The organism is Alteromonas sp. Mac1, assembly GCF_001562125.1.
In the GTDB taxonomy this organism is placed as follows: Bacteria; Pseudomonadota; Gammaproteobacteria; order Enterobacterales; family Alteromonadaceae; genus Alteromonas; species Alteromonas stellipolaris.
On record NZ_CP013932.1, the window covers coordinates 1,961,129 to 1,981,244 of the forward strand.

The following is a 20,116-nucleotide window of genomic DNA, read 5'->3' on the forward strand; positions in this document are numbered from 1 at the left end:
AAATTACATCCTTTTACCAAGTTCATCTAAAATTTGCTCACCATCTTCTTTAAAATACGGGCCTTGTGGCCATGAAGGTAGTAAATCGAGTACTTTTTCACTCGGGCGGCATAATGCCACACCTTTTTCTGTGCAAACTATAGGCCTATTTACCAAAACCGGATGTTTCAACATAGCATCAAGCAAAATATCATCTGATACCGATTCATCCAATAACCCCAACTCTTCTGCAGGTGACTTTGTTGTTCTAAGCGCTTGTCTAGGAGTTAAACTAGCGGCAGCAAACAACCCAAGTAACTGAGAGCGAGTCCAACCTTCTTTTATAAAATCTACAACAATCGGCGAGTAACCAGCATCTTCAATAATTTTTAATACGTTACGAGATGTGCCGCAAGCGGGGTTATGGTGAATAACAATCATAAAAATAGCCCTTGAAAGAGAAATTACTTAATAAATTAATTATTCACACCATAACACATATGGTATTTCATATTTATTATCATTTAAGTGTGTGTCCAATTAGCTTTATATGGCAGTTTAATTTTTTCGAGTGACTGTCCTTTATGTCGTCTTGTCGTATATGTGTGTGTCCGACGAATCTCGAGTGTGTGTCCAATTATCGAATAGCTGCCAGCGCTACTTTTACTATCAGCTTCTTACAGCGCTTAATTGTTCAAATTAAAACCAACCTAAAACCTAACAATTGGTGTATTTCGCTATTATCTAGCGAAGTTTTTAAAAGCCATAATTAAGACATGATATAAAAAATTGTAAACCACTGATAATTATAAAAATTTACTCTTGGCATACTCTGTGAAAGATGATTGTGAAAGATAATCAGATTTTAACGCGTAATTTATAACGCTAAACAACACTCAAAAGGCTTTTTGATGAAAAAAACACTTATTGCCAGCACCCTATTTTTTGCAGCTACAACAATGCTTTCAGGTTGCGTCGTCCATGTTGGCCACGCCAATGCTCAAGAGGGCGAAGATATTAGTAGCGTATTTGGTAGCGTAGATGTAGCAACACATCGTTCAGTAGGCGACCTTTCATCAGTCAATGGCGATGTATCACTTGAAGATCATGCCCAAGCCGAAGATATTAGTGTTGTAAATGGCAGTGTAGAAATGGGTTCTCACGTTCGTGTTGATGAAATCAACATCGTCAATGGCGACCTTGATGCTGGTTCCCATCTGCATGTAGCCAACAGTATTGAAACGGTTAACGGCGATATAAACATTGAACAACAAAGCACGATTCAAGGCAGCGTAGAAACCGTTAATGGTGATATTCAAATTGCTGGCAGCATAGTGGATAGCAATATTGAGAGTATGAATGGAGACATCACCCTTAAAGGCGATACCTTGGTTAAGGGCGACATTATTTACAAAATACGTGACGAAGGCTGGCTAGAGAGAAATAGCACAAAACCTAAGCTCACGATTGAAGCTGATGTGTCTATCGGCGGTTCAATAATTCTTGAACGCCCGGTAAATTTGGATATTGCGAGCCCTGCTCTACAAGAAAAAGTGATTGTCAGTTATTCGTCTAGCAAGTAAGGTCTTGGCATTATCCCAAATGTAGACTGGTATGAACGAAAAACAGAAAATGTTATCCGGTGAACTTTACTATCCTAACGATCGTGAATTAACCGGGTTGCGTAAGTCCTGTCGGGTACAACTAGATGAGCTTAATGCTACATGTCAAACTGAGCACAAAGCCCGTACCCGTCAATTAAAGGCGCTTTTTGGCACTACAGGCAAGCGCTTATACATAGAGTCGTCTTTTAAGTGCGACTATGGTGAAAACATTCATGTAGGTGAAAACTTTTACGCTAATTTTAATTGCGTAATATTGGATGCTGCCAAGGTGACTATTGGCGATAACTGTATGATTGCACCGCAAGTGGGTATTTACACCGCAACACACCCTATCGACCCCGCCTCCAGACAAACTGGTATTGAGTTCGCTAAGCCTATCACTATTGGTCACAATTGTTGGATTGGTGGTATGGCGGTGATAAACCCAGGCGTTACCTTGGGCGATAATGTAGTAGTGGCTTCAGGAGCTGTAGTTACCAAGAGTTTCGGCGATAATGTTGTTATTGGCGGTAATCCGGCCAAAATCATTAAACACGTTGAGGTTGGCGAGGTATAGACCCTCATATTTGTACAGAACTTATGTATCTCTTTACCGGTAACCCTCCCACCAAGCTATTGGTGAGAGGGTTATAAGTGTTTATTTAATGATAAGAGCCTAATCCCATTTGGGCGCGAAGTCTGGATTAACGATACGCTCACCGTTATCTAACTCATCGATGCGGGTAATATCATCATCCGTTAGAGAAAGTTCGGTATAAGAAAAATTTTGCGCCAAGTGCTTTTTATTGGTTGAAGAAGGAATGGTGTTAATCCCTTTTTTATCTAACCATGCCAATACCACCTGAGCTGGGCTAGAGTTATACGCATCTGCAATAGCCATTAATGTGTCATCTTTCATTACATCACCGACGGCAAAAGGCATGTAAGCCGTTACGCCAATACCGCGCTCTTCACAAGCTTGTACAACCTGACGGTTTTGCATGAACGGGTGAAGCTCAATTTGGTTAGTGTATATCTCACCCTTACCGAGTATTTCCTCAGCCTGTTTAATCTGATCTATCGTGAAGTTAGACACCCCGATATGACGGGTCAAACCAAGCTCTTTAGCTTGCTTTAAACGCATGAGGTAGTCTTTAAGGGAAATATCATCACCTGGGTAAGGCCAGTGAATGAGCAGTAAATCGACATACTCCACTTTTAGCTTAGACAAACTCTCGTGAACGCTAGGAATAAACTTATCTTCACTTAATGATTCATACCACACCTTGGTGGTAATGAATAAATCAGAGCGTGCGATGCCGCTGGTTTTAATAGCGTCCCCAACAAGCTCCTCATTTTTGTATATTTGCGCGGTATCTACATGCCTGAAACCTACATCTAGTGCATCGGTTACAGCATTGAGTGCGGTATCACCTTCCAAACGAAATGTTCCCATTCCTAACTGAGGCATATCTTTCATATCAGTCTCCTTTTTTGTGCACGTTTATCAAATCATTGATGTGTTGTTCCTACGCACTCAAACCACGGGGAGATCGAATTCATTGAAAAAAGTTAATCTATGCAATAATAGCATCAGCATTAATTCGAAAGTTCGCCTATCTGCATCGAAAATGATAAAAAAGTGGAAAATGGATCTACGAAAAAGTATCCTGCCCGCCATTAAATACATGCCTTGAAGCCCTAATGTTTAACCGTTTTTTCCTGCTGATAATTTTATGCATTCATGTCAGTAACTTAGCTATAGCGTCGGATATTAAAAACCTGCGTGTCGGTGTTGAAGCTATGAATTATTACCCTGTGATGGACTTTACTACCCCGCAACATCGCGGTTTGTTAAGCGATATTATGACTGATTTTGGCAATAGCCATAACATCTCATTTGAATTCATTCCCCTCCCCTTACAACGGTTCAATCATTGGTTCGAAGACAATGCCATTGATTTTCGCTTACCTGACAACCCTAGATGGACGCAAAGCAGTACCGCGGGCCTTGTTTATGGCGAACCGCTAATTACCGTATGTGACACTTCTGTTGTACTTACTACAAACAGTGACATTCCTATGGATGAAGTTACTCGACTCGGTTTATTGTACGGCTTTACTCCTGCTGAAAAATGGCAAGAAAAGCGTTCTAACGGCACGTTAACTATTGCGAATGAGCGTTCTGTTCGCATCCTCACCCGAATGCTGGTAAATGGATTAGTCGATGCTATAGATTTAAACATTGCGACAGTTAAAAATGAATTGATGTCTTTAGGCTTGTCTGAAGAATTAGTGGCGGTAGCGAAGAATGTACCAGCGAATGGGGTGCAGTATCGTATTTCAACTCGGCTACAGCATGACGTGCTAAGTAAACTTAATGCGTATGTTAGTCTGAACCGTGATTCAATAAACGCAAAAGCTCAAGAATATGGTATTGCTGCCGGGACCAGTTGCGATTAGCTATATTAAGCATTCCGCTTCTAGGCTTTCTTTGCTAAACCTAAATAATGTTGCAAAAAAAACGGGCAAAGCCCGTTTTTTCTAATCAATTCATTCAGATTGCTATTAACGCTTAGGCGTTCTCGCTACCCGCTTTTTAACACCGCCATTTTCTTTACGTACCTTATGTTTTTTCACAGAGCGACGCATACGGCTTAAACGTGCATGGTCTAGTTTGCCTTGGCGTACATCCACCATGGTTTGCGTTTCTTCAGGTAATTGCACAATGTCACGTAGTGAGTTTACATCTTCTAAACCCAGCTCTACCCAAGCCCCCTGTGGCAAACGCTTTTGTAAGTCCATTGGACCGTATTTAACACGGATTAATCGGCTTACCTGCACGCCTTGTGACTCCCACAAGCGTCGTACTTCTCGGTTTCGCCCTTCTTTAAGCGTAACGTTGAACCAACGGTTCATGCTTTCTTCTTCAGAGCCGGGAGGGGCAACTTTACCCGAGATACTTAAAAACTTAGCTTCACCGTCTTCAAGTTGAACGCCCTTTTTCAAGGTATTTAACGTTTGATGCGTTACGTCACCAAATACACGTACAGCGTATTCGCGCTCTACTTCACACTTAGGGTGCATCAAACGGTTTGCAAGCTCACCATCGTTGGTAAACAACAATAGGCCGCTTGTGTTCATATCTAAACGCCCTACCGCAATCCAACGGCCCATACGAATAGCAGGTAAACGGTCAAACACCGTGTCACGCCCTTCAGGGTCGTGGCGGCTGCATAACTCGCCTTCAGGCTTGTTATACATTAAAACGCGGCATACAGGCTGTTCAGTTTGACGAGACAACAAGTGTCCATCAACACGAATCTGGCCACTTTCGTCAACACGGTCGCCCAATGTTGCCAATGTACCATTCACCGAAACGCGGCCTTGTTCAATCCAACGTTCCATTTCTCGTCGCGAGCCTAGCCCTTGATTAGCTAGTACTTTTTGCAACTTTTCAGTCATTTGTATCACTCTTTATTTGCTTGTTTTCGGTCGCACGGTCTGTTACCTCAGACGGTGCCTCATTTAACACCTTAAGCGACGAGGTGGACTCAGTACTTTTTGCCATTTCATCAAAGGCATCGGAATTGGGAAGCTCCGACAATGATGAAAGCGAAAAGTAATCTAAAAAAGTATGGGTGGTGGCATATAAAGCTGGCCTGCCTGGCACTTCTTTATGCCCCACTACTTTTACCCATTCTCGTTCTGTGAGTGTCTTCATTATACTACTGCTTACCGCTACGCCTCTTACTTGCTCAATTTCTCCACGAGTAATAGGTTGACGATAGGCAATAAGTGCCAAAGTTTCCAACATAGCGCGGGAATACTTTGGGGCAGTTTCCTGCCATAGTTTGCTCAACCACGGACTTAACGCATCCACAGATTGAAATCGGTAGCCACTGGCTACCTTAACTAATTGTATACCCCTAGGTTGATAATCTAAGGTTAGCTCATTAATGACTGTTTTTAAGGTTCTCTCTGCAACCGTAAAGTCACTTAGCACCGTATCTCTTAATTGCTGAATAGACACTGGGGCATCGGCAACGAAGATGGCGGCTTCAACCAGTTGTTTTAATTGAGCTGTTTTAATTTTTTTCATTATTACTCAACGCTGCTGCCTAATTTTACATGAATTCGGGCGTAAGGACCTGCCTGAATACAAAAAATCAGTTGTTCTTTTACCAATTCTAAAATGGCTAGGAAGCACACCACCACACCAGCGCGACCTTCTTCCACCGTAAACAACCCCTCTAGTGGCGTAAATTCATTGGCGTTTATCAAACTAAGAATTAACGACATACGTTCACGGGTACTTAAGGCTTCGCGGGCAATAGTATGGTGTTCAAAAGCCGCCGCCCGCTTCATAGCCCCACTAAAAGCGAGTACAATTTCCACTAGGCTTATCTCTGGCTCAATTCGCACTGGAGAAACACTGTCGGCCACCAGCACATGGGTATCAAATATGTCTCGTTCTAAACGAGGTTGGATATCCAAGTCTTCAGCAGCTTGTTTAACCAGTTCGTATTCTTTTAGTCGCCTAATAAGTTCAGCGCGAGGATCGTCTTCTTCGTCGCTATCGCTACTGCGTTTTGGTAGCAATAACCGTGATTTTATCTCAGCTAAAATAGCCGCCATTAACAGATATTCTGCCGCTAGTTCTAACTTTAACGACATCATGGCATCGACATATTCCATGTATTGCTTAGTGATTGTGGCCACCGGCAAGGTAATAATATCGAATTTTTGCTTTCGTATAAGGTACAGCAGAAGATCAAGCGGCCCTTCAAACGTTTCTAAAATAACTTCTAGTGCATCAGGCGGAATAAATAAGTCTTCAGGCTTTTCTATTAACGCCTCGCCGTGAATAAATGCGAGCGGAAGCGGCTGCTGAATGGGCGATTGCTCACTGCTCATCGGTACACACTATTCAAATGGGGCTGGGTCGCCCGTGCCACGGCGCATAATGACAGGGGTATCTTCAGACAAATCAATAACGGTAGTAGGCTGCTCGCCTAAATACCCGCCATGAATAATAACCCCAACCTGCTTTTCTAAATTATCGCGAATAACGTCAGGATCTGATTCGGCCATGGTATTACCTGGCAAAATAAGCGAGGTAGACATCAGCGGCTCGCCAAGGGTTTCAAGCAGCGCCAACGCAATGGCGTTATCAGGCACACGGATACCGATGGTCTTACGCTTCGGATTTTGCAAACGCTTGGGCACTTCACGGGTGGCTTTTAGTACAAAGGTGTATGACCCTGGCGTGTTATTTTTAATTTGTCTAAATGCGGTGTTGTCTACCTTGGCGTAAATAGATAATTCAGACATATCTCTGCACATGAGCGTGAAGTTATGATCTTTGCCAATCTCTCGAATGCGGCATAGTTGCTCTAACGCTTTTTTGTCTTCCATCTGACAACCAATGGCATAGCCAGAATCGGTAGGATAAACCACTACCGCCCCTTCACGGATAAGCTCACAAGCTTGGGTCAACAAACGTTGCTGAGGGTTTTCAGGATGAATATAGAAAAACTGACTCATAATAATGTCCTGTTCATGCCTATTGCTTCGCCTCTTTTCCTATTTAACTAATGGAACGCTATTAATAGAAAGCGGCTAATGGAAAGTAGCTAATGCAACGCTGGTGGCAGCTAGTTGCTAACACTTTGCTAGTTATTACTAGTTACTAACACTAGGTGCAGATTGGTTCACCGCGTCAGCAAACCCCTCAACCACTGGCCAATCGTGCCATATAGGCGTTAAGTTACTGCTAATACCCAAATTCTTACCTAGCTCGGTCCATCGTGATGGAAAGTGAAAATCAGAGCCTGCCGAAGCCAATAAATCATGGCTAGCGGCGAGTTCATTCACCAGTGCTTGCTTATCTTTGCTAATGCCGGGAAACGCGGTTTCAATAGCATCGCCACCCGCTTGGGCAAATAAATCAACCAATCTGCGTAACCATTTTGCGGTCATGTCGTAATGAACGGGGTGTGCTAGCACGGCTTGTCCACCCGCGCCTTGGATCCACTCAATAGCAGTTTCCACACTAGGCCAATCCGCTTTTACTGCTGCACGCTTGCCTTTGCCTAAATACTTTTTAAAGGCCGCATTCATGGTGCCAACACCATAGTTATTCACCAGCACGCGAGCAAAATGTGCGCGAGTGACCTGCCCTTCGCCAGCTAATGCCATGGCACGTGGAAGTACCCCTTCAAAACCGCACTTACCTAACTTTTCAGCTATTTTTTCTGCTCGAGCTTGGCGTGTTTGTGCTTGGCCTTCTAGTTGCGCTAAAAACGTTGGGTTGGTTCTGTCAACATTTAACCCCACAACATGAATATCGAAACCATGCCAATTGGTGGAAATTTCAACACCATCGATGATTTTTAACGGACGTTTTTGTTTCGCTTGCGTGTTATGCGCCATTTCTAACCCCGCCACTGTGTCGTGGTCAGTAATGGCTAGCACGTCAACCTGCATGGTGTGCGCGCGCAATATAAGCTCCTCTGCAGTGAGGTGCCCATCGGAGAATTTGGTATGGCTGTGGAGATCTATTTTCAAAGGCTTTTCAATAATTGGTTGACACAAAGGTGAATTTGTTTTCTTCTATACGCACAAGTATACAGATTTACGCCTTCGATAACTATCGATGTTCGTACAAGATTGAACCAAACACGAGTTTATTCATGCAATTAATGACAATCACAACAGCAACAACTATTGCTTCTTGGTGGTGGCACTCCCTAGACTAACGGGTGGTGTGCGCATTTGTGCGTGAATAAAACACAAAAGGCCCGTATTTACGGGCCTTTTTTTTTATCTTTTTGCAGTCGGAGAGTGGCAAAAATGAGTTTAGCGGAACTGGGCACAACCCCAGGCAAAGTGGAAACAATTGAGCAAGTTGGGCATTACATCGACGACCCTCTTGCAGCCTTCGCACATATTTGTGCCAAACGTCCTAATGCCTTGTTGTTAGAGTCGGCAGAAATTGACTCTAAAGACGATTTACAAAGTTTATTGATGGTTCAAGCGGCCTTGCGCTTAGAATGCAATGGCAACCGTGTTGAAGTTAAGGCCCTAACGGCAAACGGCGCTTCCGTACTGCCTATTTTTAAAACGCAGTGCCCTGATGGGGTAACATGCGTTGACAGTACCGACACTTCAGTTACCTTAATATGTGAATCAGCGGACGCGCAACTAGACGAAGACAGTCGCTTAAAGTCTGCCAGTGTGATGGATACCTTGCGTATTATCGTGAAAAAAATCACGCCTATTCGTCAACACCCTCACGCGCTCTTTTTAGGCGGTGTTTTTGCCTATGACATGCTGGCAGGGTTTGAATCGCTCCCTCACGTAGAAGATGGCGAGAATGATTGTCCAGATTTTGTTTTTTACTTGGCAGAAACGCTTATTACGGTAGATCACCAAACTCGTGAAACCCACTTGATTGGCAGCGTTTTTAGCGGCGAAGACGTGGCTCAGCAATATTTCGGCATTTCCCAGCGTTTAGAATCATTGCACCAACAATTGCAGTCTATGCCTGAGACACCCACCTTGACCTCAGGATCAGGTATTGACGGCGCTGTTAGTCATGAAGAGACTGCAGTAAGTGTAGATAAAAGCGATGAAGAATTCTGTAACAATGTGCTTGAGCTAAAACAGCACATTCTTGCAGGAGATATTTTCCAAGTGGTTCCATCGCGAACGTTCTCACTGCCTTGCCCATCACCGCTTCTAGCTTATGCGCACTTAAAAGAACAAAACCCCAGCCCTTATATGTTCTATATGCAAGATGAAGCCTTTACTATTTTTGGTGCTTCACCGGAATCAGCGCTTAAATACGAAAGTGAAAGCAACCAAGTTGAAATTTATCCCATTGCTGGTACTCGCCCTCGCGGTAAACGCCCAGATGGCAGTATCAATCACGACCTAGACAGTCGTATTGAACTTAACTTGCGTGAAGACAATAAAGAGAAATCTGAACACATCATGCTGGTCGACTTAGCTCGAAATGATGTAGCGAAAGTAAGCCGACCAGGAAGTCGCTTTGTAAAAGACTTATTGAAAGTAGACCGCTATTCTCATGTTATGCACCTTGTTTCTCGTGTTGTCGGCCAACTTCGTGATGACTTAGACGCGCTGCACGCGTATCAAGCGTGTATGAACATGGGCACTTTAGTGGGTGCGCCAAAAGTAAGTGCCGCTACATTGATTCGTGAAGTAGAGCAAAAACGTCGTGGCAGTTATGGAGGCGCTGTAGGCTATATAAATGGCCAAGGTGATATGGATACCTGCATTGTTATTCGCTCGGCATTCGTGAAAAACGGCCGCGCATTCATACAGGCAGGTGCAGGTGTAGTTTACGACTCTGTTCCACAAGCTGAAGCTGATGAAACCCGTGCAAAAGCGCAAGCTGTTATTAGCGCGGTTAGCGCAGCACTTAAAGCGGAAGCGGAGACACAAGCATGAGTATGTCTATGATCAACAAAACCACCTTATTCTTGCTCGATAACGTCGACTCTTTTACCTATAACTTGGTAGATGAATTACGCGCGCTAAATTTAGAAATTAACGTATATCGCAATACCGTATGCGCCGATATGTTATTTGAGAAAATGCAAGAGCAAGCCACCAAGGGCCCAGTATTGCTAATGCTATCGCCGGGCCCAGGCGCACCAGGCGAAGCCGGCTGTATGCCAGCTTTACTAGAAAAAGTTGCAGGTACCTTTCCTGTACTAGGCATTTGCTTAGGCCATCAAGCCATTGTTGAATACTATGGCGGCATTGTGGGTCGCGCCACCCAAGTTATGCATGGTAAAAGTTCTGCTATTACTCATTCAGAAAAAGACATGTTTACAGACCTGCCACAGCCATTACATGTAGCTCGTTATCATTCATTAGCCGCACAAACACTCCCTGACGCCCTTGAGCCCTGTGCGTCTTGCGTTAACGACGATGGTTCTGAAACCGTCATGGCCGTGTTTAATAAAACTGATAAAATGCTGGGCTTTCAATTTCACCCTGAGTCGATATTAACGGCCCAAGGTAGTGTGCTGCTGAAGCAAAGCATCGACTATTTAACGCAACAAGGATAAAGCCATGTTTGACGCTACTCCATTACTTGAAAAACTTATCAAACAAGCGGCGCTGTCTCAAACCGAAGCTTACACGTTGTTCAACAGCATTATGCACGGTGAACAAAGCGAAGCCGTTATTGCAGCCGTGCTCACAGCACTAAAAATCAAGCATGAATCACCAGGTGAAATTGCCGGTGCGGCTAGTGCCATGGTGGCGAACGCCAAGCCATTTCCTGCCCCCACCTATCCGTTCGCCGACATCGTAGGCACAGGCGGAGATGGACATAACACCATTAATATTTCGAGCGCAGCAGGGGTTGTTGCAGCTGCGTGCGGCGTGAAAGTAGCCAAACATGGCAACAGAAGTGTATCAAGTAAATCTGGCTCCGCCGATTTGTTCAAACAATTCGGATTAAACTTGGAAATTACGCCAGAATTGTCGAGAAAATGCTTAGATGAAGCAAATTTCACATTTCTTTTTGCGCCGGTTTATCACGCGGGCATGCGTTTCGCAGCCCCCGTCCGTGCTGCCCTGAAGACCAGAACCTTGTTCAACATACTAGGTCCACTAGCCAACCCAGCGGGCCCAACACATGGTGTGTTCGGCGTATACTCTCCCGAACTGCTTGAACCTTACGCAAAAACCCTTATGCTTCTTGGCCAACATCGCGCCATGATTGTTCACGGTGACGGGTTAGATGAACTTGCTCTGCATGGGGAATCTATCATTTACGATCTTGAGCACGGTGATATTCGTAAGTTAACCGTTACCGCTGAAGACTTTGGCCTTTCCTCATACCCGTTATCGGCCATTGAGGGCGGTGAGCCAGAAGAGAATAAGAAATACATTGAAGCCGCGTTAGCTGGTGAAGGCCAAGAGGCCCACCGCGCTGCCATCGCCATGAATTGCGGCGCTCTACTAAAAGTTACCGGTACCGCCGATTCATTTAAAGACGGCACCGAAATGGCTATGCAAGCGATGAAAGACGCAAAACCTTTGGCGGTATTAAACAAGGTTGCCAAAATCAGTCAGGAGGTCAGCACTGATGCCTAATGTGCTAGAAAAAATTGTTGCCGATAAACGCATTGAAGTTGATGCCAGAAAAACGGCTTTGCCCCTTGAAAGCTTTAAAGCAGATTTAGTGCCTTCAAACAAAAGCTTGTTTGATGCGCTGAGTGAACCGAATGCGGGCTTTATTTTTGAATGTAAAAAAGCCTCGCCCTCAAAAGGGCTTATTCGCGAACATTTCGACCTAGACGAAATTTTAGCCGCATACACACCCTACGCAGCGGGCATTTCAGTGCTTACCGACGAGAAGTATTTTCAAGGTAAATTTGAATATTTGGCCTACGTTACAGAACGTGTATCACAGCCTGTATTAAACAAAGATTTCTTTATTGATACTTATCAGGTTTATTTGGCTCGTCATTATAACGCCGATGCCGTGTTGCTAATGTTAAGCGTGTTAGACGATGCACAATACTGTGAACTTGCCACCGTGGCCAATAGCTTGTCGTTAGATATTCTGACGGAAGTAAGCAACGAAGAAGAAATGCATCGCGCCATTGCCCTTGAAGCAAACATCATTGGCATTAACAACCGTAACTTACGCGACTTATCCACCGATTTAGCGACTACAGAACACTTGGTGCCTATGCTGGAAAGGGCCACGCACGACTTTGTTGTGATTTCAGAGTCTGGCATTTATACCCATGAAGATGTACTTCGCTTAGCCCCGCTTTGCCAAGGTTTCTTAGTAGGCAGTGCACTTATGTCGCAAGCTAATTTAAATCGCGCTGTTCGCAGCGTAATTTACGGTTCGGTAAAAGTGTGCGGGTTAACCAGTGTTGCACAAGCACAACTTGCATTTGAAAGTGGCGCCAGTATGGGCGGGCTGATTTTTGCTGAAAAATCACCTCGCTGCGTGACCGAATCTACTGCAAAAGATATCGTAGCAACCGTTGAAGGCGATTATGTGGGTGTGTTTGTAAATCACGACATCGATGAGATTGCCAAGTTAGCTACATCGCTCTCGTTAGCCGCCGTTCAATTACACGGCAATGAAGATGCAGCATATCGAGCAACGTTGAAAGACGCCCTGCCAGTAGGTTGTGAGATATGGCAAGCCGAAGGCGTTAAAGGCGCATTGCCTGAGTATTTACCTCAATTATTAGAAGACGAAAATATCGATTATGTACTGCTGGATTGCCAAGTAGGTAATGCGAAAGGCGGTACAGGGGAAAGCTTCGATTGGCGATTGTTAGACAATATTACCAACAAGCAAAAAATCATTCTAGCCGGTGGAATTAACGCTACCAACATTGCCCAGGGCATTGAGGTAGGCTGCGCAACCATCGACATAAATTCAGGGGTAGAAAGTGCCCCAGGCGAAAAATCGGCTGAAAAATTAGCCGAACTATTTTCAATTTGTCGCCGCTATTAACACTTAGGACAACGCATGAATCAATTAGATACAAAATTTGGAGAGTTCGGTGGCATGTATGTGCCTGAACTACTTATTCCTGCACTGGACCAACTAGAAAAAGCGTTTCTAGATGCGAAAGATGATCCTAGCTTCAATAAAGAGTTTTTGGGGTTATTAAAAGATTACGCAGGTCGCCCAACAGCAATGACGCTAACCCGCAATTTGGTGAGCAACCCTAAGGTAAAATTATACCTTAAACGTGAAGACCTACTTCACGGCGGTGCCCACAAAACAAACCAAGTACTAGGTCAGGCGCTTTTAACGAAGCGTATGGGTAAAACCGAAGTTATTGCCGAAACTGGCGCTGGCCAGCACGGCGTTGCTACGGCGTTAGCATGCGCATTATTAGGCTTAAAAGCCCGTATTTATATGGGTGCAAAAGATGTTGAGCGTCAAGCGCCTAACGTTTTTCGAATGAAACTAATGGGTGCAGAAGTTATTCCAGTAAATGCTGGCTCTGGCACACTTAAAGATGCGGTAAACGAAGCCATGCGTGATTGGTCTGCTAATTACGATACAGCACACTACCTTTTAGGTACGGCTGCAGGCCCTCATCCATTCCCCACGATTGTACGTGAATACCACCGCATGATTGGCGAAGAAACCCGTGCACAAATTTTAGAAAAAGAAGGCCGTTTACCAGATGCGGTTGTGGCTTGTGTAGGTGGTGGTTCAAATGCCATTGGGATGTTTGCTGATTTCATCGATGAACCTTCTGTAAGACTTGTGGGTGTTGAACCTGCAGGTAAAGGGGTGCACACCAAAGAGCACGGCGCAACTATTGTGACCGGCACCAAAGGTATATTGCACGGCGCTTATACCTTCATTATGCAAGACCACGAAGGTCAAATTGAAGAAAGCTACTCAGTGTCTGCCGGATTAGACTACCCTGCAGTTGGCCCTCAACATGCTTATTTAGCGGAAACTGGCCGAGCTGAGTACGTTGCAGCTACTGATGAAGAAGCCCTTAACGCGTTTCAATTACTTGCACGCAAAGAAGGTATTATTCCTGCGCTTGAGTCTTCACACGCCCTTGCACATGCATTAAATATGGCCGACGAAGCAGAGGAAGAAACCATAATTGTGGTGAATTTATCTGGCCGTGGTGATAAAGACTTGGCTCACGTAACCAAAATTTTAGGGGACAAACTGTAATGGAAAGATATGCAGAAATGTTTGCGCGCCTAGACGCAAAAAATGAAGGCGCTTTCGTTCCCTTCGTAATGCTGGGCGACCCTGATTTAGCGCAATCTGAAGCGATTATTTGCCAATTGGTAGAAAGTGGCGCTGATGCGCTAGAGCTTGGAATACCTTATTCAGATCCAATTGCTGACGGCCCTACTATTCAAGCCGCTAGCATTCGTGCGCACAAAAGTAACGTTACCGTAGCTAAATGCTTTGAGTTACTTACTCGCGTACGTAGTAAGTACCCACAAGTACCTATTGGATTACTGCTATATAGTAATTTAGTTTTAGCACAGACTATCGATGGCTTTTATAAACAGGCCAGTGATGCAGGTGTCGATTCTATTTTGGTTGCTGATGTGCCCATCCGCGAAGCCGCACCATTTCAAAAAGCGGCAGATGCCAACGGCATCTCGCAAATTTTGATTGCACCGCCGAATGCGACCGATGAAACCATGGAAAAAATTGGTGAATACTCGAAAGGCTACACTTACTTGTTAGGTAGAGCCGGGGTCACTGGCGCTGAGACTGCGGTTGAAATTCCTGCTGCTGAGTTGATTGCGCGACTAACGGCACACAAATGTGCACCACCACTACTTGGATTTGGTATTTCTACGCCAGCACAAGTAAAGTCGGCTATTGATGCTGGTGCAGCGGGCGCAATTTCCGGCTCGGCTACAGTGAACTTGATTGCGGCTAATCTAGACAACAATGACGCTATGCTAAGTGCATTGGGTGAGTTTGTGCAGTCTATGAAAGCGGCAACTGCAAAGGATTAAGGATTAGGAGCCATAATATGCTTTATATGATTTGTGCTACCGATGTAGCAAACAGCTTAGAAAATCGTTTAGCCGCACGCCCTGCGCATCTAGCGCGTTTAAATACGTTAAAGGATGAAGGTAGGTTAGTGATAGCTGGCCCCTTCCCTGCTATCGACAGCCCAGATCCTGGTCCTGCTGGGTTTACTGGTTCATTGGTAGTTGCAGAATTTGAATCGCTAGAAGCGGCGCAAGCTTGGGCTGATGCCGACCCGTATATTGAAGCAGGGGTTTACGAAAGCGTAATCATTAAGCCTTATAAAAAAGTGCTTCCTTAGCGGTTATTGAGCTGCCTATTTACAGCTTTATAACTAGTTAAGGCGTTATAGCAAGCTTTTTGAGCCCTTTGTGTCAATGTGCGTTAATCAAGCACTGAGCTTCGATTTTGCCAATAAAAAAGCCTGAGAGAAATGCTAATGCATTCCTTTCAGGCTTTTTTGTGTGCGACGCTAAATTGGACAGACACTAAATTGGACAGACACTCAAATCCAAACCATTTTTAAATTTGGACAGTCACTCCAATTACCCGTTTGGCAATCGGTCGGCATTTATCACTTGTCGAAACGTAAAATTGGACACACACTTATCTGAAGTGATTTAATCACAAATTAACTTTGCCATGCTCACCCATTTCATCTGGTGAAATGGTTTTGCCCGTCATCAATTTAAACATACCTTTAAGAGAAGGGTCTGCTTCCCAAATCTCGGCATCCGCCAAATTAAATCGCAGCATAAGTAGATTAGGATCGTCCTTACCCTTCTCGTACCACGCCTCAACGCCATTAGACCAATATTTATCGATAATGTCTTGGCGAGTTTCCTGAACTAAAGTTCCTCGAATGCATGCAAATACATCATGCCCTTTCGAGGAAAACTGTACCATTGCTTGGCCGCCTTCAGCGATACGATTATCTTTGGTGGTATAAAACCAAAATTCGCTATTAGCATGCTTATCGAGCTGGGCACGCATTGGCTCTGAGTGCATATTTTTACCAGTAAGACTTACCATTACGTTTGGGCTACTAGACATAGCTTCCCACATTGCTGTTTTAATATCGTGCGACATATTCCCTCCGTTGCATACAATGTAAATAAACTTATCTAACTGCAATTCACACTACGTGCCAGAATAAACATTAATCGCTACAGACGAGGCCATGAAGGGGATACATAAACAAGGCGCTCTGTAAAAACGTAAAGCGGTTCATGCTAGTACCTATAACCTATTCACTCTTACAGTAAGTTTTTCACACCAACTAAGTTCGAGAACTAACATTGGACACACACTTTAACTAGGAAAAAGGTTGGACAGTCACTCAAGCGTGAGTGGCTTCTGTCACCTATAAACTTGAAACTTGAGTGTGTGTCCAATCCAGTAGCTAGTTGAATTTCTTCTAGACTTAAGTGACTGTCCCACATTCATTCTTGCACTTCAGATTTGATACTAAGGCTTTATGTACACGCTCTATTTGGCAAGGTAGACTTATACATACATTCAGTAATGGTTCAGCTCCGGTCTATATACTAGATTCCTATCGGGCTTTACCTGCTTTTTTGGTGAGAATATATGGTGAATACACTTCGCGCGGTGGCTTTAGTGCTAACCCTGTTTATATGCAGTGGTGGTAATGCCTTTGCACAGCAGGAAAAAAGTGGCGAATTAAGCAAGAGCCAAGCTGTGGAACGTGCCCGTCAGGCCGAAGCTGGACGTGTACTTCGTGTAAGCCAAACTAACCAGAAATACCGCGTTAAGGTTTTAAAGGAGTCGGGCCGCGTAGTCTCTGTTGACGTAGACAAGCGCTCTGGAAAAGTGAAGACATCTAAGAATAATTCAAAGGATTAACATGCGGATACTCATTGCTGAAGACGACAGCCGCCTACTAACCCAGCTTGACAGCCTACTACAGCAACATGGATACAGTGTAGATTTGGCCGATAACGGCGAGCATGCGCTTTATCAACTCAATGAATATGCTTACGATTTAGCTATCATCGATATCGGCTTACCTAAAATGGACGGCTTTGAAGTTATCCGAAAAGCAAGGCAGGAGGACATACGCTGCCCCGTGCTTATCTTAACCGCTCGTGATCGCTGGCAAGAAAAAGTCGAAGGGTTAGACGCAGGAGCTGATGATTACCTTACTAAGCCATTTCACAATGAAGAGTTATTGGCACGGGTTAAAGCACTAATTCGCCGCGCCTCTGGCCAAGCAAACCCTGTCATACAGTTCGGCCCTATTTCGCTGGACACAGTCGCAGAAGAAATTACTGTAAATGATACCCCTCTGGAATTAACTGCGTACGAATACAAAGTCATGGAATACTTAATGCTGAACCCGCAGAAAGTGGTCTCGAAAACAGAGTTAACTGAGCATATTTACGATCAAGATTTTGATCTCGATAGTAACGTTATTGAAGTTTTTGTTGGCCGATTGCGTAAAAAGCTAGATCCTGAAAGTAGCTTCAAGCCCATTGAAACCCTTCGCGGGCGTGGATATAGGATTAACCGCAATCTATGAAGCATAACCGATGAAACAATTGTCGCTGAGAATACGGAGCATTCTATTAGCGATGGGCGTACTTGCCCTATTTGCACCGCTGACTGTGGTTATTTTAGATGACGCTTATACCACTAGTTTAACCCAAGCCAAGATGAGTGAACTTCGACTCATGAACCTAGGGTTGCTCTCGGCTTTTGAGCTAGACGGCGATATTCCCTTCATGCCTGAGATTTTATACGAAGAGCAGCTTAACTTACCAGGCTCTGGTTACTTAGGTGTGATTGTTTTTCGAGGGCACGTTGTGTGGCAGTCGGCTTCAGCATTAGATTACACATTGCCTGCCCCAAATCTTAACGTCAATGTAGGTAACGAGCTCTTCGTTGAATCTTACACGGCCAATTTTGACGGCAACACAGATTATTTCGCCTACGCGTTTACCGCCGAATTTGCCTCAGAAAGCAACTTCGAGCCAGTCCGTTTTTACATTTTCAATAATAAGCACCTGTTTGATGGAGAACGGGAAACCTTTATATCGGTGGTGTGGCGTTGGCTACTTATCTTGTCCGGCGGCTTGCTTGTACTGATAATAGTGGGGATAAGCCTTGTGCTTATGCCAGTAAGAAAACTTATTAGCGAAATTTCACTTACCTCTACCGGTCAGAAACAACAGCTTGATGCGCACTACCCTGTCGAATTTAATCCGTTAAAACAGTCAATTAATGAGCTGATTGAATCTGAATCTCAGCAGCGAGCTCGTTATAAAAACAGCTTGGACGACCTTGCTCATAGTTTAAAAACACCACTGGCTGTGGCTTTAGGGGTTAAAAAGCTTCCAGAGCAAGCCGTTGAATCTTTAAATCAAATTGACCAGATCATTCAACGCCAATTAAAACGTGCTAGTGCTGGTAAAACTGGGTGGCAAGCGGCTATTCCTTTGTTACCTATCATACAAAAAGTGGCTAACGCCATGGATAAAGTTTATCAGCATAAGCAATTGTCGATAACGATTGAAGCCACTAACAAGGTCGCCATAAAAGCAGACGAAACAGATATAATGGAAATGGTTGGAAATTTGTTAGATAACGCTTGTAAGGCTGCGAACTCAACCGTATTGGTTACGCTAATTAACGAAGGAAACTGGGCGGTGTTGACCATTGATGATGATGGTCCCGGCATCCCTTCGGATAAGAAACAAGCACTGTTAGAGCGTGGTACTCGATTAGATACTTACGCAGATGGACAAGGAATTGGCATGGCCTTGGTAAGCGATCTTATTGCCATCTACCAAGGTAAACTGCTTATCGAGCGCGCCCCTATTGGCGGCGCTCGCTTTATTGTGAAGTTCCCGGTTTAAGCTTTTTCTTTTTTATCGCCCGCACTAGACAATAACACCGCAAGCCATTGGCTTTCCTCTCGAGACTCCAGTGCTATTTTTACCACCATAGTCAGTGGCACCGAAAGCAGCATACCTACTGTACCCAATAACCAGCCCCAGAAAATTAATGATAAAAACACCACCAAGGTAGATAGCCCCATCCCTTTGCCCATCAGCCTTGGCTCTACCATATTACCCATAATGGTATTCACTAACAAAAAGCCCAATGCCGCCATGCCTGCTGATGCCAAACCATATTGAACAAAAGCAATAAGTACAGCTGGAAGTGCAGCGATTATTGAGCCTATATTAGGGATGAAATTCAGCATAAATGCCAATACAGCCCATAGTAGAAAATGATCGATTCCCATCACATAAAGCCACGTACCGATAATTAACCCAGTCCCTAAACTTACCACCGTTTTAATAGCCAAATAGCTATTTACTGAACGAATGAATCGGTCGATGTGCTTCAATTTCATGTCAGGGTCTGACAATGCAATGTGCAGACGTTTTGGAATGCTATCTGCCTCAAACAACATAAAAATAACCGTTAACAATATAAGGAATAAGTTCGACAATACACCGCCCATACCGCTAATAAAATTGGTCGCTACTGACATCGCGGTGGCGGGATCTAAGTGTGTGGCAATTAGCTCTTGGTTAACGTTAATATTGTATTGCGCGAGTTTTTCTATAATCCACGAAAACTCGGTATCAAGCTTAGCCCGGTATTCTGGAAGATTTTCTCTAAATTCCGTCATAGACTGTCCTACAAGGCCAGCAAGAAGAAATCCAAAGACTAGTATTAATAGTATTACTAAGGTGATAGAAAGCCATTTAGGCACGCCAAAACGTCCGGTCCAATGAATGATTGGGCTACACGCAATAGCGATAAATATTGATAAGAAAAAGGGTACCATAATTGTACTAGCGGACTTTATCCCCGCCATCACAACAACTAAACATGCGAGAACAATAAGTACTTTCGCTATGGGTGAGCGCAATTCCATGGACATTTGTGTGCTTCATTCCTAATAAAAAACTCAAACACTTTACAGTGACTTATACATAACTACAAA

Annotated in this window: 22 protein-coding genes; 13 read left to right on the forward strand and 9 right to left on the reverse strand. The window is 44.2% G+C overall.

Translation table 11 applies throughout. The features are described from left to right. Positions 1 to 3: 3 nt before the first annotated feature. The gene (gene arsC / locus AV939_RS08260; RefSeq protein WP_057792771.1) at positions 4 to 420 is read right to left on the reverse strand and encodes an arsenate reductase (glutaredoxin); all 417 of its coding nucleotides are present in this window, start codon (positions 418 to 420) and stop codon (positions 4 to 6) included. 470 nt (positions 421 to 890) lie between these two features. On the opposite strand from arsC, the gene AV939_RS08265 reads away from it, so the two are divergent. Then, entirely contained in the window at positions 891 to 1,562 is a 672-nt protein-coding gene (locus AV939_RS08265) for a DUF4097 family beta strand repeat-containing protein (RefSeq protein WP_061997520.1), read from the forward strand. 31 nt (positions 1,563 to 1,593) lie between these two features. Further along, positions 1,594 to 2,160: a sugar O-acetyltransferase gene (locus tag AV939_RS08270; RefSeq protein WP_057792775.1), complete on the forward strand. Its 567-nt coding sequence runs from the start codon at positions 1,594 to 1,596 to the stop codon at positions 2,158 to 2,160. Positions 2,161 to 2,259: 99 nt separating this feature from the next. Here the strand turns inward: AV939_RS08270 and dkgB are convergent, their stop codons facing one another. After that, positions 2,260 to 3,063, reverse strand: a complete 804-nt coding sequence (gene dkgB / locus AV939_RS08275) for a 2,5-didehydrogluconate reductase DkgB (protein WP_061997521.1) — start codon at positions 3,061 to 3,063, stop codon at positions 2,260 to 2,262. A 323-nt stretch (positions 3,064 to 3,386) separates the two neighbouring features. Here dkgB and AV939_RS08280 point away from each other — a divergent pair, with 323 nt between their 5' ends. Next, the gene (locus AV939_RS08280) at positions 3,387 to 4,046 is read left to right on the forward strand and encodes a hypothetical protein (RefSeq protein WP_156454634.1); all 660 of its coding nucleotides are present in this window, start codon (positions 3,387 to 3,389) and stop codon (positions 4,044 to 4,046) included. Between the two features lie 105 nt (positions 4,047 to 4,151). Here AV939_RS08280 and rluB read toward each other — a convergent pair whose 3' ends face one another. From rluB to AV939_RS08305, 5 genes are all read right to left on the reverse strand, one after another. After that, positions 4,152 to 5,048, reverse strand: a complete 897-nt coding sequence (gene rluB / locus AV939_RS08285) for a 23S rRNA pseudouridine(2605) synthase RluB (protein ID WP_057792782.1) — start codon at positions 5,046 to 5,048, stop codon at positions 4,152 to 4,154. Next, on the reverse strand, positions 5,041 to 5,685 hold the full coding sequence (gene scpB / locus AV939_RS08290) for an SMC-Scp complex subunit ScpB (RefSeq protein WP_057792784.1): 645 nt from the start codon (positions 5,683 to 5,685) through the stop codon (positions 5,041 to 5,043). Before scpB ends, rluB begins: the two co-directional genes overlap by 8 nt. A 2-nt stretch (positions 5,686 to 5,687) precedes the next feature. After that, entirely contained in the window at positions 5,688 to 6,500 is an 813-nt protein-coding gene (locus AV939_RS08295; protein WP_057792786.1) for a segregation and condensation protein A, read from the reverse strand. A 9-nt stretch (positions 6,501 to 6,509) separates the two neighbouring features. Beyond that, positions 6,510 to 7,130 carry an L-threonylcarbamoyladenylate synthase gene (locus AV939_RS08300; protein WP_061997523.1) on the reverse strand — a complete coding sequence of 207 codons (621 nt, stop codon included), beginning with the start codon at positions 7,128 to 7,130 and terminating at the stop codon, positions 6,510 to 6,512. A 138-nt stretch (positions 7,131 to 7,268) separates the two neighbouring features. Then, a complete protein-coding gene (locus AV939_RS08305; protein WP_057796249.1) occupies positions 7,269 to 8,153 on the reverse strand; it encodes a PHP domain-containing protein in 885 nt (294 codons plus the stop codon). 285 nt (positions 8,154 to 8,438) lie between these two features. Here AV939_RS08305 and AV939_RS08310 point away from each other — a divergent pair, with 285 nt between their 5' ends. Genes AV939_RS08310 through AV939_RS08340 form a run of 7 tightly spaced genes read left to right on the forward strand, consistent with a single transcriptional unit; the run spans position 8,439 to position 15,436 of the window. Beyond that, positions 8,439 to 10,061, forward strand: coding sequence for an anthranilate synthase component 1 (locus AV939_RS08310; protein WP_061997524.1), 1,623 nt, complete (start codon positions 8,439 to 8,441; stop codon positions 10,059 to 10,061). Then, positions 10,058 to 10,687 carry an aminodeoxychorismate/anthranilate synthase component II gene (locus tag AV939_RS08315; RefSeq protein WP_061997525.1) on the forward strand — a complete coding sequence of 210 codons (630 nt, stop codon included), beginning with the start codon at positions 10,058 to 10,060 and terminating at the stop codon, positions 10,685 to 10,687. Before AV939_RS08310 ends, AV939_RS08315 begins: the two co-directional genes overlap by 4 nt. 4 nt (positions 10,688 to 10,691) lie before the next feature. Further along, positions 10,692 to 11,723 carry an anthranilate phosphoribosyltransferase gene (gene trpD, locus AV939_RS08320; RefSeq protein WP_061997526.1) on the forward strand — a complete coding sequence of 344 codons (1,032 nt, stop codon included), beginning with the start codon at positions 10,692 to 10,694 and terminating at the stop codon, positions 11,721 to 11,723. Next, entirely contained in the window at positions 11,716 to 13,113 is a 1,398-nt protein-coding gene (gene trpCF / locus AV939_RS08325; protein ID WP_061997528.1) for a bifunctional indole-3-glycerol-phosphate synthase TrpC/phosphoribosylanthranilate isomerase TrpF, read from the forward strand. The genes trpD and trpCF overlap by 8 nt, the downstream gene beginning before the upstream one ends. A gap of 15 nt (positions 13,114 to 13,128) precedes the next feature. Continuing rightward, on the forward strand, positions 13,129 to 14,310 hold the full coding sequence (gene trpB, locus AV939_RS08330) for a tryptophan synthase subunit beta (RefSeq protein ID WP_061997530.1): 1,182 nt from the start codon (positions 13,129 to 13,131) through the stop codon (positions 14,308 to 14,310). Beyond that, positions 14,310 to 15,119: a tryptophan synthase subunit alpha gene (trpA, locus tag AV939_RS08335; protein WP_061997532.1), complete on the forward strand. Its 810-nt coding sequence runs from the start codon at positions 14,310 to 14,312 to the stop codon at positions 15,117 to 15,119. The genes trpB and trpA overlap by 1 nt, the downstream gene beginning before the upstream one ends. Positions 15,120 to 15,136: 17 nt before the next feature. Then, a complete protein-coding gene (locus tag AV939_RS08340) occupies positions 15,137 to 15,436 on the forward strand; it encodes a YciI family protein (protein ID WP_061997534.1) in 300 nt (99 codons plus the stop codon). 323 nt (positions 15,437 to 15,759) lie between these two features. Here AV939_RS08340 and AV939_RS08345 read toward each other — a convergent pair whose 3' ends face one another. Then, positions 15,760 to 16,224: a pyridoxamine 5'-phosphate oxidase family protein gene (locus AV939_RS08345; protein ID WP_057792804.1), complete on the reverse strand. Its 465-nt coding sequence runs from the start codon at positions 16,222 to 16,224 to the stop codon at positions 15,760 to 15,762. A gap of 501 nt (positions 16,225 to 16,725) precedes the next feature. Here AV939_RS08345 and AV939_RS08350 point away from each other — a divergent pair. The 3 genes from AV939_RS08350 to AV939_RS08360 are packed head-to-tail and all read left to right on the forward strand — an operon-like array spanning position 16,726 to position 19,013. Further along, positions 16,726 to 17,001, forward strand: a complete 276-nt coding sequence (locus tag AV939_RS08350) for a PepSY domain-containing protein (protein WP_057792806.1) — start codon at positions 16,726 to 16,728, stop codon at positions 16,999 to 17,001. A gap of 1 nt (position 17,002) precedes the next feature. Next, positions 17,003 to 17,677 carry a response regulator transcription factor gene (locus AV939_RS08355; protein WP_057792808.1) on the forward strand — a complete coding sequence of 225 codons (675 nt, stop codon included), beginning with the start codon at positions 17,003 to 17,005 and terminating at the stop codon, positions 17,675 to 17,677. Positions 17,678 to 17,687: 10 nt separating this feature from the next. Continuing rightward, positions 17,688 to 19,013 (forward strand): ATP-binding protein, encoded by a 1,326-nt coding sequence (locus AV939_RS08360; RefSeq protein ID WP_057792811.1) that lies wholly within the window; start codon positions 17,688 to 17,690, stop codon positions 19,011 to 19,013. On the opposite strand, the gene AV939_RS08365 is transcribed toward AV939_RS08360, so the two are convergent. Continuing rightward, positions 19,010 to 20,053: an AI-2E family transporter gene (locus AV939_RS08365; RefSeq protein ID WP_057792813.1), complete on the reverse strand. Its 1,044-nt coding sequence runs from the start codon at positions 20,051 to 20,053 to the stop codon at positions 19,010 to 19,012. The two genes, AV939_RS08360 and AV939_RS08365, sit on opposite strands and share 4 nt — an antisense overlap. Between the last annotated feature and the right edge of the window lie 63 nt (positions 20,054 to 20,116).